General features: G+C 70.1%; 13 protein-coding genes. 8 read left to right on the top strand and 5 right to left on the bottom strand.

Annotation, left to right across the window (positions count from 1 at the left end; all coding sequences use genetic code 11):
• Positions 1-11 precede the first annotated feature (11 nt).
• Positions 12-1121 carry a phosphoribosylformylglycinamidine cyclo-ligase gene (gene purM, locus ASC55_RS13355; protein ID WP_055869402.1) on the bottom strand — a complete coding sequence of 370 codons (1110 nt, stop codon included), beginning with the start codon at positions 1119-1121 and terminating at the stop codon, positions 12-14.
• 86 nt (positions 1122-1207) lie between these two features.
• Here purM and ASC55_RS13350 point away from each other — a divergent pair, with 86 nt between their 5' ends.
• Entirely contained in the window at positions 1208-1813 is a 606-nt protein-coding gene (locus tag ASC55_RS13350; RefSeq protein ID WP_055876546.1) for a hypothetical protein, read from the top strand.
• 3 nt (positions 1814-1816) lie between these two features.
• Here ASC55_RS13350 and ASC55_RS13345 read toward each other — a convergent pair whose 3' ends face one another.
• Positions 1817-2131, bottom strand: coding sequence for a hypothetical protein (locus tag ASC55_RS13345; RefSeq protein WP_017831327.1), 315 nt, complete (start codon positions 2129-2131; stop codon positions 1817-1819).
• 107 nt (positions 2132-2238) lie between these two features.
• The gene (locus ASC55_RS13340; protein ID WP_157559467.1) at positions 2239-6447 is read right to left on the bottom strand and encodes an HtaA domain-containing protein; all 4209 of its coding nucleotides are present in this window, start codon (positions 6445-6447) and stop codon (positions 2239-2241) included.
• Between the two features lie 163 nt (positions 6448-6610).
• Between ASC55_RS13340 and ASC55_RS13335 the strand changes: the two genes are divergently transcribed.
• The 3 genes from ASC55_RS13335 to ASC55_RS13325 are packed head-to-tail and all read left to right on the top strand — an operon-like array spanning position 6611 to position 9557.
• The gene (locus tag ASC55_RS13335) at positions 6611-7717 is read left to right on the top strand and encodes a heme/hemin ABC transporter substrate-binding protein (RefSeq protein WP_055876541.1); all 1107 of its coding nucleotides are present in this window, start codon (positions 6611-6613) and stop codon (positions 7715-7717) included.
• Positions 7714-8787: a FecCD family ABC transporter permease gene (locus tag ASC55_RS13330; protein ID WP_055876538.1), complete on the top strand. Its 1074-nt coding sequence runs from the start codon at positions 7714-7716 to the stop codon at positions 8785-8787. Before ASC55_RS13335 ends, ASC55_RS13330 begins: the two co-directional genes overlap by 4 nt.
• Complete coding sequence (locus ASC55_RS13325) at positions 8778-9557, top strand: heme ABC transporter ATP-binding protein (RefSeq protein WP_442922356.1); 780 nt, start codon at positions 8778-8780, stop codon at positions 9555-9557. The genes ASC55_RS13330 and ASC55_RS13325 overlap by 10 nt, the downstream gene beginning before the upstream one ends.
• A gap of 11 nt (positions 9558-9568) precedes the next feature.
• On the opposite strand, the gene ASC55_RS13320 is transcribed toward ASC55_RS13325, so the two are convergent.
• The gene (locus ASC55_RS13320; protein WP_055876532.1) at positions 9569-10018 is read right to left on the bottom strand and encodes a MarR family winged helix-turn-helix transcriptional regulator; all 450 of its coding nucleotides are present in this window, start codon (positions 10016-10018) and stop codon (positions 9569-9571) included.
• Between the two features lie 63 nt (positions 10019-10081).
• On the opposite strand from ASC55_RS13320, the gene ASC55_RS13315 reads away from it, so the two are divergent.
• Both ASC55_RS13315 and ASC55_RS13310 read left to right on the top strand, forming a co-directional pair.
• Positions 10082-10450 carry a VOC family protein gene (locus ASC55_RS13315; protein ID WP_055876529.1) on the top strand — a complete coding sequence of 123 codons (369 nt, stop codon included), beginning with the start codon at positions 10082-10084 and terminating at the stop codon, positions 10448-10450.
• A 144-nt stretch (positions 10451-10594) separates the two neighbouring features.
• Positions 10595-11101, top strand: a complete 507-nt coding sequence (locus tag ASC55_RS13310) for a hypothetical protein (protein WP_235563380.1) — start codon at positions 10595-10597, stop codon at positions 11099-11101.
• Positions 11102-11179: 78 nt separating this feature from the next.
• Here ASC55_RS13310 and ASC55_RS13305 read toward each other — a convergent pair whose 3' ends face one another.
• The gene (locus tag ASC55_RS13305; protein WP_055876523.1) at positions 11180-11548 is read right to left on the bottom strand and encodes a sterol carrier family protein; all 369 of its coding nucleotides are present in this window, start codon (positions 11546-11548) and stop codon (positions 11180-11182) included.
• Between the two features lie 49 nt (positions 11549-11597).
• On the opposite strand from ASC55_RS13305, the gene ASC55_RS13300 reads away from it, so the two are divergent.
• Together ASC55_RS13300 and purD are read left to right on the top strand one after the other, a co-directional pair.
• The gene (locus ASC55_RS13300; protein ID WP_055876521.1) at positions 11598-12272 is read left to right on the top strand and encodes an NUDIX hydrolase; all 675 of its coding nucleotides are present in this window, start codon (positions 11598-11600) and stop codon (positions 12270-12272) included.
• A 43-nt stretch (positions 12273-12315) separates the two neighbouring features.
• Complete coding sequence (gene purD, locus ASC55_RS13295) at positions 12316-13593, top strand: phosphoribosylamine--glycine ligase (RefSeq protein WP_055869373.1); 1278 nt, start codon at positions 12316-12318, stop codon at positions 13591-13593.
• The last annotated feature ends 14 nt before the right edge of the window (positions 13594-13607 follow it).

Raw genomic sequence — 13607 nt, 5'->3', positions numbered from 1 at the left:
CATCCGTTTCTTCAGTGGGAGGAGTAGGCGCCCACGAGGCGCACCGCTCCGCCGTCGACGCCCTTGGCGCCCTGTTCGAACTCGCCGGCCGGACGCGCGCCGAAGCCCACGGTCGCGACCTGCCAGGCGGGCATGCCCTCTGCGGCGAGCGCAGCGATGGCGGCATCTTTCTTGTCCTGCGCGATCACCGCGAGGAAGCCGATGCCGAGGTTCCAGGTGCCCTCCGCCGACTCGAGCGAGGAACCTGCGATGTCGCTGAGCACGCGGAAGACCGGGCTGGGCGACCACGTGCCGCGATCGACCTCCGCCCAGGTCCCCTGCGGGAGCACACGGGCGAGGTTCGCCGCGATGCCGCCGCCGGTGACGTGGCTGAGCGCGTGAACGCCGCCGCCGAGCGCATCGATGAGGCGCAGCAGCGGGAGCGTGTAGAGGCGGGTCGGCTCGAGGAGGGCCTCACCCCAGGTGGTACCGAAGTCGGCCGCGGTGTCTGCGTAGCTGATGCCCGCGCCGGTGACGATATGGCGAACGAGGGAGTAGCCGTTGGAATGCAGACCGCTGGACTGCACGGCGAGCACGACGTCGCCGTCCTGCACGCGCTCGGCGCCGAGGATGGCGTCGGCCTCGACCACGCCGGTGGCGGCACCCGCGACATCGTAGTCGCGCGGCCCGAGGAGACCAGGGTGCTCTGCCGTCTCGCCGCCGACAAGTGCGGTACCCGTGGCGGAGCAGGCCTCGGCGATGCCGCGCACGATGTCGGCGATGCGCTGAGGCACGACCTTGCCGCACGCGATGTAGTCGGTCATGAAGAGCGGCCTGGCACCCACCACGACGATGTCGTCGACGACCATCCCGACCAGGTCCTGCCCGATCGTGTCGTGCTTGTCGATCGCCTGGGCGATCGCGACCTTGGTGCCGACGCCGTCTGTGCTGCTGGCCAGCAGCGGCCGACGATAGCCGAGCAGCGCGCTGGCGTCGAACAGGCCGGCGAATCCGCCGACACCGCCGAGCACTTCGGGTCCGTGCGTCGCGCGCACGGAGGACTTCATCAGCTCGACGGCGAGATCGCCTGCAGCGGTATCGACGCCGGCTTCGGAATAGGGATTGGTGGGGGAGGCAGCCACACCTCGATCCTACCGTCAGCAGCCGGTCCGACTCTCCGCGAAGTCGGACCTCGGATCCGGACGCCCTCCCCGCCTACGATGGGGCCATGGCCGACAAGCCGCAGTGGCTCATCCGCGAAGACGCGAGCGTTCCGGTGCTCGTCGCGCTCGCGCTGCGGCAGCGCCTCGGGATCAGGGTTCCGGAAGACCTCCCGAGTCTGCGCGAGCTCGCCGTGCGCGCACCGGACGCCGCCGACGCCTCGCCCGCGATCGAGGCGCAGTGGCGCGACTATTGGGACATGACGGTCGAGCCTCGCGCGCATCCCTCCGACGTGCCCCTCGAGCTCATCGACGGATTCGACACCCTCGTCGCGCTGCCTGCCCGCGGCGCGGAGGAACTCGCCGACGCTATCGCCCCGCAGGCCGCGTCCGCCCTCCTCTACGCGCGGGCAGCACACGACCGGTATGTGAACTCGATGAAGAGCCACACCGGCGGCGATGCCTATCGCGCCTATGCGAGTGCGATCGCGGAGTTCGAGCGCGAGGTCGGTCGCCGCGCACACTCGTTCGAGTTGAACGTGCAGGTACTGCCGTTCTCGCAGCGGGGGATCTGGTGGATCGGAGCACTCACGGTGGCGGTGACCGATGGCCTGCGTCGGGACGTCGTGGCGTTCGACGCCGCGATCCGCCCGGTGATCGCCGAACTCGCGTAGAGGTCAGTCGTCTTCGACGACGGTCTCGCGGTCGACTCGCACGACCCGGTCGTGACGACGGGCGAGGCGCTCCATGATCAGGCCGGCGATGCCGCCGAGCGCGATGCCGATCGGAACCGTCCACAGCAGCAGGAAGCCGAACACCTGACCGGGCGGGTAGACGACGTCGAGGGCCTGCGACTCGTCGAAGCTGCCGGTCCAGGTGAGGATGCCGGCCGCGATCACGCCGACCACGACGCCGATGCCCATGAGCACGCCGTACCGCGGCACGCGGCGCACGGTCGCTTCGACGGTCTGGTGGGAGTCGGTGGGGGCCATGCATCCATTGTCCCACCACCGACGGATGCCGCGTACCCGAGATCGGGACGGAGGAACGGCCCTCCCCGTGTCCGCCGCGAGGAGGGCCGTTCCGTGGTGCGCGTCGGCTAGAGCTCGGTCGCCGTGTCGGCGGTCTCGGCCTCGCGGTTGCGGCGGACGATGAGCACACCGCCAGTCGCCGCGAGCAGGATGACGACCAGGCCGCCGACGATCCACGGCCACACCGGGGCGCCTTCGGCGTCAGCAGGCTCGTTCGCGGTGGTCACCACTGCGGTCGCCGCGGAGTCGGAGTCGGGCTTCTCCTCGGCGACGCCGCAGTCGGCGCCGACCGGGATCACGGCGGTGACCGGGTCGAGCTCCTCACCCGCGGCGTAGGTGCCGAACGCGGCCGCACCGGCCTCGGTCAGCGTGGTCGGGATCGCGTCGAGCGTCAACACACCGTCGACCACGGCCGCATCGCCGAGGGGGAACTCTGCGAGACGCACGCCCTTCTGGTCGATGCTCTCTCCGCCCTGCGTGGTGCCGGTCACGTCGAAGACGAGATAGCCCTTCTCTCCGGCGAGCTCGACACCGGCGTTCGCGAGCGTCGTGTTCAGCGCGCCGTCGTGACCGGTGAACGTGATACTCCCGCCGTACGAGACCAGGCCGGCGAGGGTCTTGTCGTCGAACGAACCGGCGCCGTTCTCCCACACGTAGTCGGGGTACCGGTAGGCGACGTCGGTCAGCGTCCAGCCGCCCTTCGCGATGCCCTCGATGTAGGTGCGGAAAGACTCCTTGTAGCCCCACTCGAGCGTGGCGCCCTCGACCGTGCAGACGCCGATCGCGGTCGTGGCCCTGTTCAGCGTGAAGGCGAGACCGCGGTTCACCGAGCCCTGGAACGTGAGCGTGTGCGCGCCGTCCTCGAGACTCGCCGGGAGTGCACCCGACCAGGTGGCGACGCCGTTCGCGTCGGCCGTCACGGTGTCGAGCAGAACCGGGGTGGAGTAGACGACGACCTTGATTCCCTGCTCGTTCGCGCGGAATCCGGATGCCGACACCATCGCCGGCCGCCCTGAGGCGAGCGCCGACAGGTTGGCCTCATCGGCGTCGATGCCCTCGGTCGCCGGCGGGGTCGCCGGGAGCGTGGTCTTCGGCTTCACGACCGCCGCAGCCACTGTGCCGCTCGAGCCGGCCGGCGCCGCCGCGACGGAGCCGATCGTGAACGTCACCGGACTCAGCGTGGTGCCATAGCCCGACAGCACGCGGTCGCGTCCCTCGGCGGTCAGCGCCGCCGGGGCTGCCGTGTACGTCACCGCGCCGTTAGCCGCGATGCGCGCCGCATTCGAGAGGTCGAGGGTCGCGAACGGCACCTGCGCACCGCCGCTCGTGACGTACAGCGTCGCAAGGTTCGCGGACGTGATGCGGATCTGCGGGTTCGACACGGTCACATCGAGCACGCCCTGGTGTCCGGTGAAACGCACCGAACCGCGGTACACGACACTGCCGAGACCGGTGGCGATGTCGAAGTCGCCGCCGACCGTCTGGCCGAACTGGAACTGGCCGCCAGAACGGGTCGCCCCGTCGGAGACCGCGATCGAGCCCTTGGCGATATCGCTCGTGATGTAGTTCGTGAACGACGAGGAGATCGCCCAGCGGAGGGAGCCGCCGGGAACGTTCGCCGCCGGGGTCGTCGGCGTGACCGGCGTCTCGGGCACCTCCGGCACCTCCACGTCGAACAGTGCGTCCCACTGTGCGGACGTGATGGTCACGCCCGATCGGGCGTAGATCGTGCTCGCATCGGGATTCGAGTGCTGCTTCCACACGATGACCTCATACGACTTCGTGCGGTCGAGGTTCTTCGCCGCCGTCGCGAGATCGACGGCGAAGGCGCCGAACGTGACCTTCTGCGCCCACTGCATCGCGAGGAACCCGCCATCGGCGCTCACGTCTGCCTCGGTTCCTGCTTCGATCAGTGCGACGTATGCGCCGGGGATCTCGCCCAGATTCGTGGCTGCGGCCGCGACGGTCAGACCGTCCTTCGCCGTCGCCGTCTTCACCGTCGTGACGACGGTCGGCCCGGCCGGGAAGAGGGTGTCCCACTGCGCGTCGGTCACCGTGACGGCGCCCCGCGCGTAGATCGTGCTCGCATCGGGCATCGAGTGCTGCTTCCAGACGATGACCTCGTACGACTTCGTGCGGTCGAGCGTGTCGGCGGCCGCGGTCAGGTCGACGGTGAACGCGCCTCCGGTGATGTTGCGCACGTACTGCATCGCCAGGAAGCCGCTGCTGCTGGTGACGTTCGCCTCGGTGCCCTTCTCGATGACGGCGACGTACGCGCCGGTGATCGCACCGAGCTTCGACGCGGATGCCGTGACGGTCAGGCCGTCCTTCGCGGTCACAGACTTCACCGTGGGCGTCATGGCCGGGGTGACGCCGTAGTCCAGGGCGACGCTGCGCTCCTGGTCGGCATTGATCACTCCACCGGCCGCGTAGGTGTAGACGCCGTAAGAACCGGGCGTCGTGGCCGCGTCCTTCAGCGTCAAGGTCGCCTGGAACGTTCCGTCGGCCGCGATGTCGACCCACTGGGCACGGATCGCGCCCTGATACTGCGCAGGGACCTCGTTCAGCACGCCCTCGGCCAGAGCCCACGCCTGCGAGCCGACCGAGCGTGTCGACGATGCGGCACCCGTCGACGGCTGCCATGTCGAGGAGAAGTTGCCGAAGACGACGTAGGTGCCCTGCGGAAGGTGCTTGGGGATCGGCATCCCGCGTCCGCCGATGTTCGCGGCCGGGTCGTAGCCCGAGCCCCTCACCACGACCTCGTCACCGGCCTTGAGCGGCACTCCGGCCGCCGGGGTGGTGCCGTCGGCGAGGAACACCTCGATCGCTGCGGAGACCGGGGCGGGCTGCAGGCTCTCCCACTGCGCGTCGGTGACGGTGATGCTCGAGCGGGCGTAGATGGTGCTCGCGTCAGGGTTCGAGTGCTGCTTCCAGACGATGACCTCGTAGGACTTCATGCGGTCGAGCGTGTCGGCGGCGGCGGTCAGGTCGACCGTGAAGACGCCGCCGGAGATCGGGCGCACCCACTGCATCGCCAGGAACCCGCTGCTGCCGGTGACGTTCGCCTCGGTACCCTTCTCGATGACCGCGACGTAGGCGCCGGTGACCGCGCCGAGCTTGGTGCCGGAGGCCGTGACGGTCAGGCCATCCTTCGCGGTGGCCGTCTTCACGACCGCGGAGACCGTGGGGTTCTCGCTGTAGTTCAGGGCGACGCTGCGCTCCTGGTCGGCATTCATCACGCCACCGGCCGCATACGTGTAGACACCGTAAGAACCGGGGGAGGCCGCGGCGTCCTTCAACGTCAGAGTGGTCTGGAACGTGCCGTCGGCCGCGATGTCGACCCACTGCGCGCGGATCGCACCCTGGTACTGCGCAGGGACCTGGTTCAGCACGCCCTCGGCCAGAGCCCAGACCTGCGTACCCACCGAGCGGGCCGATGACGCGGCCCCGGCGGAGGGCTGCCATGCCGAGGCGAAGTTGCCGAACACGACGTAGGTCCCCTGCGGGAGGTGCTTCGGGATCGGCACACCACGGCCCTCGGTCCCGAGGTTCGCGGCCGGGTCGTAGCCGGAACCCTTCACGACCACCTTGTCGCCCGCCTTGAGCGCCACGCCTGCGGCCGGAGTCGTGCCGTCGGCGAGGAAAACCTCGATCGCCGCCGACTTCGGGGTCTCACCCGGATCCGTACCGGGGTCGGTACCCGGATCCGTACCGGGGTCAGTTCCGGGGTCGGTACCCGGATCCGTACCGGGGTCAGTTCCCGGGTCGGTTCCCGGGTCGGTTCCCGGGTCGGTTCCCGGGTCGGTGGGAACGGTGCCGAACACCGCGTCCCACTGCCCGGCCGAGACGGCGACGTCGCCGCGGCCGTAGATCGTGGTCTCGTTCGGATTCGAGTGCTTCTGCCAGACGAGCACTTCGTACGCCTTCGTGCGGTCCAACGAGCCGGCCGGCGCGTCGAGCGTGAACGTGCTCTCCCCTCCCGCGACCGTCGGCATGACGAACGCGGCGTACCCGCCCCCGCCGCTGAGCCCGGACTCCGTGCCCTTCACGATGAGGGCCGCGTAGGCGCCTTCGACCTCGGGCAGACCGCTGACCTGCACCTGCACGCTCACCCCCGAGGTTCCCGCGGAGGCGACGGCGGCCGTGACCGCCGCGCCGGCGGCGTGCGCGGGCGGGACGATCACCGCACCGGCGGCGACGAGGAGGAAGGAGACGAAAGCGGCGAGCAGCACGCGTATGCGGGCGCTCCCTGAGGATGCTGTGGCTGAGGCGTTCACGGTTCTCCACGGCTCCGGGCGCGCAGAAGAACACGCACGCCGGCGGTGCCGCAATGCAGTCGGGCGAAGGTTGGATTTTGGTTAGGCTTAGCTAAGTAAGCCGTCGACCCCGAGCGTAGAGGTGCGCATCATCGCGCGTCAAGTTTTAGGATAGCCTTGCCTAATGCGTCGCGTCTCCGCCCTTATCCTCGTCGCCGCTCTCGCCGTCGGGCTCACGGCGTGCGCAGAGCCGGGGGCCACGGCCGCACCGGCTACCGCCGCGGATGACGACTGCCCGCAGGCATCCGTCCCGCTCGATGCGCTCGACCTGATCGACGACGTGCGCGGCCACACCGGCCCCTCCACCGCCTGCCTCTCGACCCATGCGATCGAGCCCGTCGACGACGACAGCGCTCCGAAGCTGCCTGTGACGGTGACCGACAGCGAAGGCCACGAGGTCGAGATCGCCGACATCGACCGCATCCTCCCGATCGACATCTCGGGCACGATCGCGTCAACCGTGTTCGCGCTCGGACTCGGCGACCAGGTCGTCGGCCGCGACGCCTCCACCGTCTTCGCCGGCACCGAAGAGCTCCCGGTCGTGACCAAGACCGGCCACACGCTCAACGCCGAGGCGATCCTCGAGCTGGCGCCGACCGTGGTCCTCACCGACACCACGATCGGTCCGAAGGAGGTCCGTCAGCAGCTGCGCGACGCGGGCATCGCCGTGGTCGTGATCTCCAGCGATCGCCGTCTCGACACCACCGACGAGCTGGTGACCGAGATCGCCACTGCGCTCGGGGTGCCGCGCCGGGGTGAGACCCTCATCGCACGGCTCGACACCTCCGTCGACGAGACGCTCGCAGAAATCGCCACCATCGTGCCCACCGACGAGGCCGACCGCGCCCGGATGCTCTTCCTCTACGTGCGCGGCAGCGCCAACGTGTACTACATCTTCGGCGAGGACTCCGGAGCGGACTCCCTGATCGACGCGGTCGGCGGCGTCGATGTGGCGGCGGAGATCGGCTGGGAGGGCATGAAGCCGATGACCGCCGAAGCTCTTGTCGCCGCACAGCCGGACGTGCTGGTGATGATGACGGACGGCCTCGAATCGGTGGGCGGCATCGACGGACTCATCGAGCGGATCCCCGCCGTGGCCCAGACCCCTGCCGGCGCGAACCGTCGCGTGATCGACATGGCCGACAGCGAGATCCTCAGCTTCGGCCCGCGCACCGCCGACGTGATCGGCGCCCTGGCCCGCGCCCTGTACGCCCCCGAGCCCGCGACGTGACCGGGGAGGTCGCCACCCCGACTCCGACGAGGCACCGGGGCCTGCGCTTCGCCCTGGTGACGGTCGGCCTGATGGTCGCTCTCGCGATCACCGGGATCGTGTCGATCACGAGCGGGCAGTACGACCTCTCCCCCACCTCCCTGATCGGCGTACTGCTGCGCGGGGTCGGGATCGACACCGCGTGGGCGCCGACAGCTTCCACTGACTACGGCGTGATCTTCAACCTGCGGATGCCACGCATCGTGCTCGGCCTCCTCGTCGGCGCCGCCCTCGCCGTCTCGGGCGTTCTCATGCAGGCGATCTTCGGCAACCCGCTCGCGGATGCGGGGGTCGTGGGCGTCTCGTCGGGTGCCGCGCTGGGCGCCGCGGCGAGCATCACGTTCGGCCTGGCGACCTTCGGGATGTGGACCACACCCGCCTTCGCGTTCCTCGGCGGTCTGATCGCGGTGTTCTCGGTGTACTTCATCAGTCGCTCCGGCGGCCGCACCGAGGTCGTGACCCTCCTGCTCACGGGCATCGCGATCAATGCGATCGCGGGCGCCGGGATGGCCTTCCTCACCTTTCTCGGCACCACATCCACTCGCGAGCAGATCGTGTTCTGGCAGCTCGGCTCACTCAACGGGGCCCTGTGGTCGAACATCCAGCTGGTGGCTCCGCTCGTGCTGATCGGCGTGGTGGTCGCGCTGATCGTCGCCCCCGGCCTCGACCTCTTCGCCCTCGGCGAGCGCACCGCCCGGCACCTCGGCGTCAACGTCGAGCTGTTGCGGATCGTGGTCATCGTCACCGTGGCCCTCCTGGTGTGCGCGGCGGTGGCGTTCGCCGGCATCATCGGCTTCGCCGGGCTCGTCGTGCCGCATCTGATGCGCATGCTGATCGGCCCCGCCCACCTGCCGCTCGTGATCGCCTCGGCGCTCGGCGGCGCACTGCTCATCGCGGTCGCCGACCTGGTCGCGCGCACCGCCGTACCGCTCGCCGACCTGCCGATCGGCATGATCACCTCGCTCGTGGGCGGCCCCTTCTTCCTGTGGCTCCTCGTGCGCACGCGGCGTCGCTCGGGAGGATGGGCATGACCGTGCGGCTGCGCGGAGCGGGACTCACGGTCCGCGTCGGCGAGGGGCGGACGATCCTCGACGACGCGTCCATCGAGATTCACTCCGGAGAGATCCACGCCCTCGTCGGGCCGAACGGGGCGGGCAAGTCCACTCTGTTCGGCGTGCTCGCCGGAGACGTCATGGCACAGGCCGGTTCGGTCGAGCTCGACGATCAGCCGATCGACCGCGTCAAGCCGCGCACGCTCGCCCAACAGCGTGCCGTGCTGCTGCAGGAGAACACCGTCACCTTCCCCTTCAGCGCAGAGCAGGTCGTGCGCATGGGGCGGACGCCCTGGGCGCGCACGCCCGCGGCTGACGATGACGACGAGCGGGTGTCTGCGGCGATGGCGCAGACCGAGGTGACGGCGCTCAGTGCCCGCGCGGTGCCCTCCCTCTCCGGCGGCGAGCGCGCCAGGGTCGCCCTCGCCCGCGTGATCGCCCAGAGCACCGGCATCCTGCTGCTCGACGAGCCGACCGCTGCCCTCGACCTGAAGCACCACGAAGACGTCATGCGGCTGATCCGTGGGCGTGCGGATGCCGGGATCGCGGTGGCCATCGTGCTGCACGACCTCAATGCCGCGCTCGCGCACGCCGACCGCGTCACGCTCCTCGCCGACGGCCGGGTGGCAGCGACGGGCGCCGCCGCGGAAGTGCTGACGGCGGGCCGGATCGAGCAGGTCTACGGCCAAGCGGTCGACGTGTTCCCGCACCCCGTGACGGGGGTGCCCCTGGTGGTCGCGCGGCGCTGATCCGAGCCGGGCTAGGACTCCTCGCGCAGCGAGCGGATCATGCTCCGGAGGATCTTCAGCGCTCCGGCCTGCTCGTCCTCGCTCATGCCGGACAGCATCCGGACCTCGACCGAGCGGACGGCAGCAGTCGCGGTCGCGAGGCTCTCCCGACCGCGATCGGTGAGGCGGGCGGGGAGGGCTTTGCCGACCGGAGCCTCCGTCGGTCTGGTCACGAACCCGTCCCGTTCCAGCGCCTGGAGCAGCACGTTCATGGACTGCCGCGTGACGAAGGCGCCGCGTGCGAGCTCAGAATTCGACAGGCCGGGCCGTTGCGCGAGCAGTTCGAGGCAGGAGTAGTGGGTGATGGTCATCCCGAGCGGGCGCAGGACCTCTTCCATCGCCGCGCGCAGGGCACTGGACGCCTCCTTGAGCAGGTAGCCCAACGAGGTGTCGAGGTCGATGCCGGCGCGGTCTTGACTCATGTCAGTATTCTGACATAAGCTGACCAATGTCAGAAAACTGACACGGAACGAAGGACTCCCCTCATGCCCGTCACCGGCCCCGATTTCATCTCCCTGCAGGCACGCGATCTCGCCGCCTCGCAGGCGTTCTACGAACACTATCTCGGCCTCGTCCGCTCTCCGGCCGGTCCCCCTCACGCCGTCGTCTTCGAGACGAGACCCATCGCGTTCGCCCTCCGTGACGTCGCACCGGACACCGATTTCACCGATGTAGCCCAACCCGGCATCGGCGCTGCGATCTGGCTCCACGCCACCGACGTGCAGGCCATCCACGACGCGCTCCTCGCCGATGGCCACACCATCGTCGCGGACCCGATCGACGGACCCTTCGGACGGACCTTCACCTTCGCCGACCCCGACGGGTACCGGATCACCCTCCACGATCGCGCCTGACCCACCGTCCACGCTCCGCCCGCAGGGGGCTGTCGGTCACCGAGATCGGCAGACGTGCGGAGCGCGCGATCCCCGCCCCTTCGCGCATCACCCCGACGACGAGCCATCGCGCGAAGCCGTGTCGGTCGGCGACATACAATCACGATGACGGCGACGCGCCAGGCCGAGAATCCGGCGCCGACGCGAGGGAGGGCGAGGATGTTCGGTTCGAAGAAGAAGAGGCAGAGCCTCAGCGATCTGATGGACCAGCTCAGGCCCGATCTGAGTCGGGAATCGCTCGGCGTCGGGCCCGCCTTCCCCGGGGTCACCCCGAACCCGCTTCTGAGCGGGAAGGCACGCAGACGCAAGGCGGAACTGCGCGACGGGGTGCTCGCGCTCGGTGTTCTCGTCGATTGGCGCGAGGTCAGCAGCGACGGCAACCCGCGCGTCGTGCTGATGCTCGATGTGGAGACGGTCGAGGGCACGTCGTTCCGCGGTATCGCCGACGAAGATCTCACGATCACCGCGCTCACCCGGCTCGCACCGGGGCAGACCATGCCCGTGCGATACCGACCGGCCGTCATGGACCACTACGTCGCCCTCGCGCGGGATGCCGACCCCGCCGACGTGCAGCAGGTCACCGACGAGATCGCGCGCGCCAAGCGGGCCTGACCCGCACCGTCGATCGACCGCGCCCGAGTCCGTCAGAAGGCCGACGCCCTCTCCGCGGACCCTGTCCGCACGGTCGCGCTACGGACGCACGGGAAGGACGTCGCTCAGGTCGGCACGCGTGCCGGACGCGTGGATGCGCCCGCCGGACGCGGCATCCGCCCATCGCTCCGTGCCGGTGGAGACGGCGATCCAGGTCGCGGCATCCATCTCGACGACGTTGGGCGGCGTACCACGGGTGTGTCGAGGACCCTGGATGACCTGCACCGCACCGAACGGCGGCACCCGCACCTCGACACTGTTGCCCGGCGCCTTCTCGTCGAGCAGCTGCAGCAGGTAGCGCACGGCGGTGGCGAGGTCGGTGCGCTGCGGCTTCGCACCCGCGGCCTCCGCGGCGCGGACGGCATCGAGAGCCGCGCGTCCGTCCACGATGTCGATCTTCCTGGCCATCAGTCCAGACTACGACCGACCGTGCGAGACGAGTTCTAAGCTCGGACGCATGAGCATGCATCCCCAGGGCGCCCGCGCCGAGCTGCTCGCGGCCGTCGCCGACCACTCGTGGGGAGTGCGCATCCCCCCACTCGCCGACCCGCAGAGCGCCCACGATGCGGCCGTGCTCATCTTGTTCGGCGTGCTCGATCGCATCCCCGCGTCCACCACCGGCCCCGCCGTCGCGCGTGACCTCGACGTGCTGCTGCAGCGGCGCGCGCCCACGCTCTCCTCACATCCCGGACAGGTCTCCTTCCCCGGCGGCCGCGTGGACCCGGGCGATGCCGATGTCGTCGCGACGGCCCTGCGCGAGGCCGAGGAGGAGACCGGGCTCGACCCGACCGGCGTCGAGATCCTGGCCACGCTGCCCGTGATCCCGCTCGCCGCGAGCAACCATCTCGTCACGCCGGTGCTGGCGTGGTGGAGGTCGCCCTCGCGGGTCGTGGCGGTCGACCATGCCGAGACGGTCGAGGTGTTCCGCGTGCCCGTCGCGCAGCTGCTCGACCCGGAGACCCGGTTCACATCGACCATCACACGGATGGGGCACACGTTCCGCGGCCCGGCGTTCGACGTCGACGGCACGATCGTCTGGGGCTTCACCGCGATGGTGCTCGACGCGCTCTTCGACGCGGCCGGTTGGACCGTGCCGTGGGACGCCACCGTGGAGCGGAGCGTCGACCTCTGAGCCGGACAGAAATCCGGAGCGCCACCCTCGGTAGTCTGGACGGGTGAAGATTCTCGTCCTCGGTTCCGGTGCCCGTGAGCACGCGATCATTCTCGCCCTGCGGGCCGAGCAGACGGAGCACGAGATCTTCGTCGCTCCCGGCAACGCCGGCATCGCCCAGGATGCGACCCCTGTCTCGGTCGATCCCCTCGACGGCGGGGCGGTCACCGCATTCGCGCACGAGCACGCGATCGACCTTGTCGTGGTGGGCCCGGAGGCTCCCCTCGTCGCCGGCGTCGCCGATGCCCTGCGGGTGCGCGGCATCCCCGTGTTCGGCCCCGGCAAGGCGGCCGCACAGCTGGAGGGCTCGAAGTCGTTCGCGAAGCGGGTCATGGACGCCGCCGGTGTGCCCACCGGTCGCGCCGTCCGCGCCGCCACCACCGCCGAGGTCGAGAGCGCATTCGACGAACTCGGTGCCCCGTACGTGGTCAAGGCCGACGGTCTGGCTGCGGGCAAGGGCGTCATCGTCACGTCCGACCGCGCCGAGGCCCTCGCGCACGCCGAACAGTATCTTCCCGCCGGCCCGGTGCTGATCGAGGAGTTCCTCTCCGGCCCCGAGGTCTCCCTCTTCTTCCTGAGCGATGGCGACACCGTGCGTGCGCTCAGCCCCGCGCAGGACTTCAAGCGTGCGCTCGACGGCGACGCCGGACCCAACACGGGTGGCATGGGCGCCTATTCGCCGCTGCCCTGGCTCGCCGAACAGTTCGGCAGCGAGCAGGCCTTCGTCGAGGAGGTCACGCGCGACGTGGCGCTCCCCGTGGTCCGGCAGCTCGACGCCGAGGGCACGCCGTTCATCGGTCTGCTCTACGCGGGGCTGATCCTGACCCCGGCAGGTGTGCGCGTCATCGAGTTCAACGCGCGTTTCGGCGACCCCGAGACGCAGATCGTGCTGCCGCGGCTGGTCACCCCGCTGTCGGAGCTGCTGTTCGCCGCGGCATCCGGAACCCTCGAGGACCAGCCCGAGCCCGTGTTCAGCGACGAGGTGGCGATCACGGTCGTGCTGGCCAGCGAGGGCTACCCCGAGGCGCCGCAGACCGGGCGGCCGATCGAGGGCCTCGCAGACGCCGCCGCCGTCGAAGGCGTCCGCCTCGTGCACGCCGCGACCGCGAGCCCGGATGCGCCCGGTGGATCGCTCATCGCCACGGGCGGCCGTGTGCTGAACGTGGTGGCCGTCGCCTCCGACTTCCGCACTGCGCGCGACCGGGCCTACGAAGCGATCGCCCACATCCGCCTCGACGGATCGCACTACCGCACCGACATCGCCGCCCGCGTCGCCGAGTAGCCTCCGCGAGCGCA

This window comes from Microbacterium sp. Root322 (assembly GCF_001425645.1).
GTDB classification, from domain to species: Bacteria; Actinomycetota; Actinomycetes; order Actinomycetales; family Microbacteriaceae; genus Microbacterium; species Microbacterium maritypicum.
This window is presented reverse-complemented; position numbering and strand designations above follow the sequence as displayed.

Bases quoted from the DNA above. Each gene is read 5' to 3' on its own strand.
- ASC55_RS13335 (WP_055876541.1), top strand. From the start codon at position 6,611: ATGCGTCGCGTCTCCGCCCTTATCCTCGTCGCCGCTCTCGCCGTCGGG.
- ASC55_RS13305 (WP_055876523.1), bottom strand. From the start codon at position 11,548: ATGGCCAGGAAGATCGACATCGTGGACGGACGCGCGGCTCTCGATGCC.
- ASC55_RS13310 (WP_235563380.1), top strand. From the start codon at position 10,595: ATGACGGCGACGCGCCAGGCCGAGAATCCGGCGCCGACGCGAGGGAGG.
- ASC55_RS13300 (WP_055876521.1), top strand. From the start codon at position 11,598: ATGAGCATGCATCCCCAGGGCGCCCGCGCCGAGCTGCTCGCGGCCGTC.
- ASC55_RS13325 (WP_442922356.1), top strand. From the start codon at position 8,778: ATGGGCATGACCGTGCGGCTGCGCGGAGCGGGACTCACGGTCCGCGTC.
- ASC55_RS13320 (WP_055876532.1), bottom strand. From the start codon at position 10,018: ATGAGTCAAGACCGCGCCGGCATCGACCTCGACACCTCGTTGGGCTAC.
- ASC55_RS13315 (WP_055876529.1), top strand. From the start codon at position 10,082: ATGCCCGTCACCGGCCCCGATTTCATCTCCCTGCAGGCACGCGATCTC.
- ASC55_RS13345 (WP_017831327.1), bottom strand. From the start codon at position 2,131: ATGGCCCCCACCGACTCCCACCAGACCGTCGAAGCGACCGTGCGCCGC.
- ASC55_RS13350 (WP_055876546.1), top strand. From the start codon at position 1,208: ATGGCCGACAAGCCGCAGTGGCTCATCCGCGAAGACGCGAGCGTTCCG.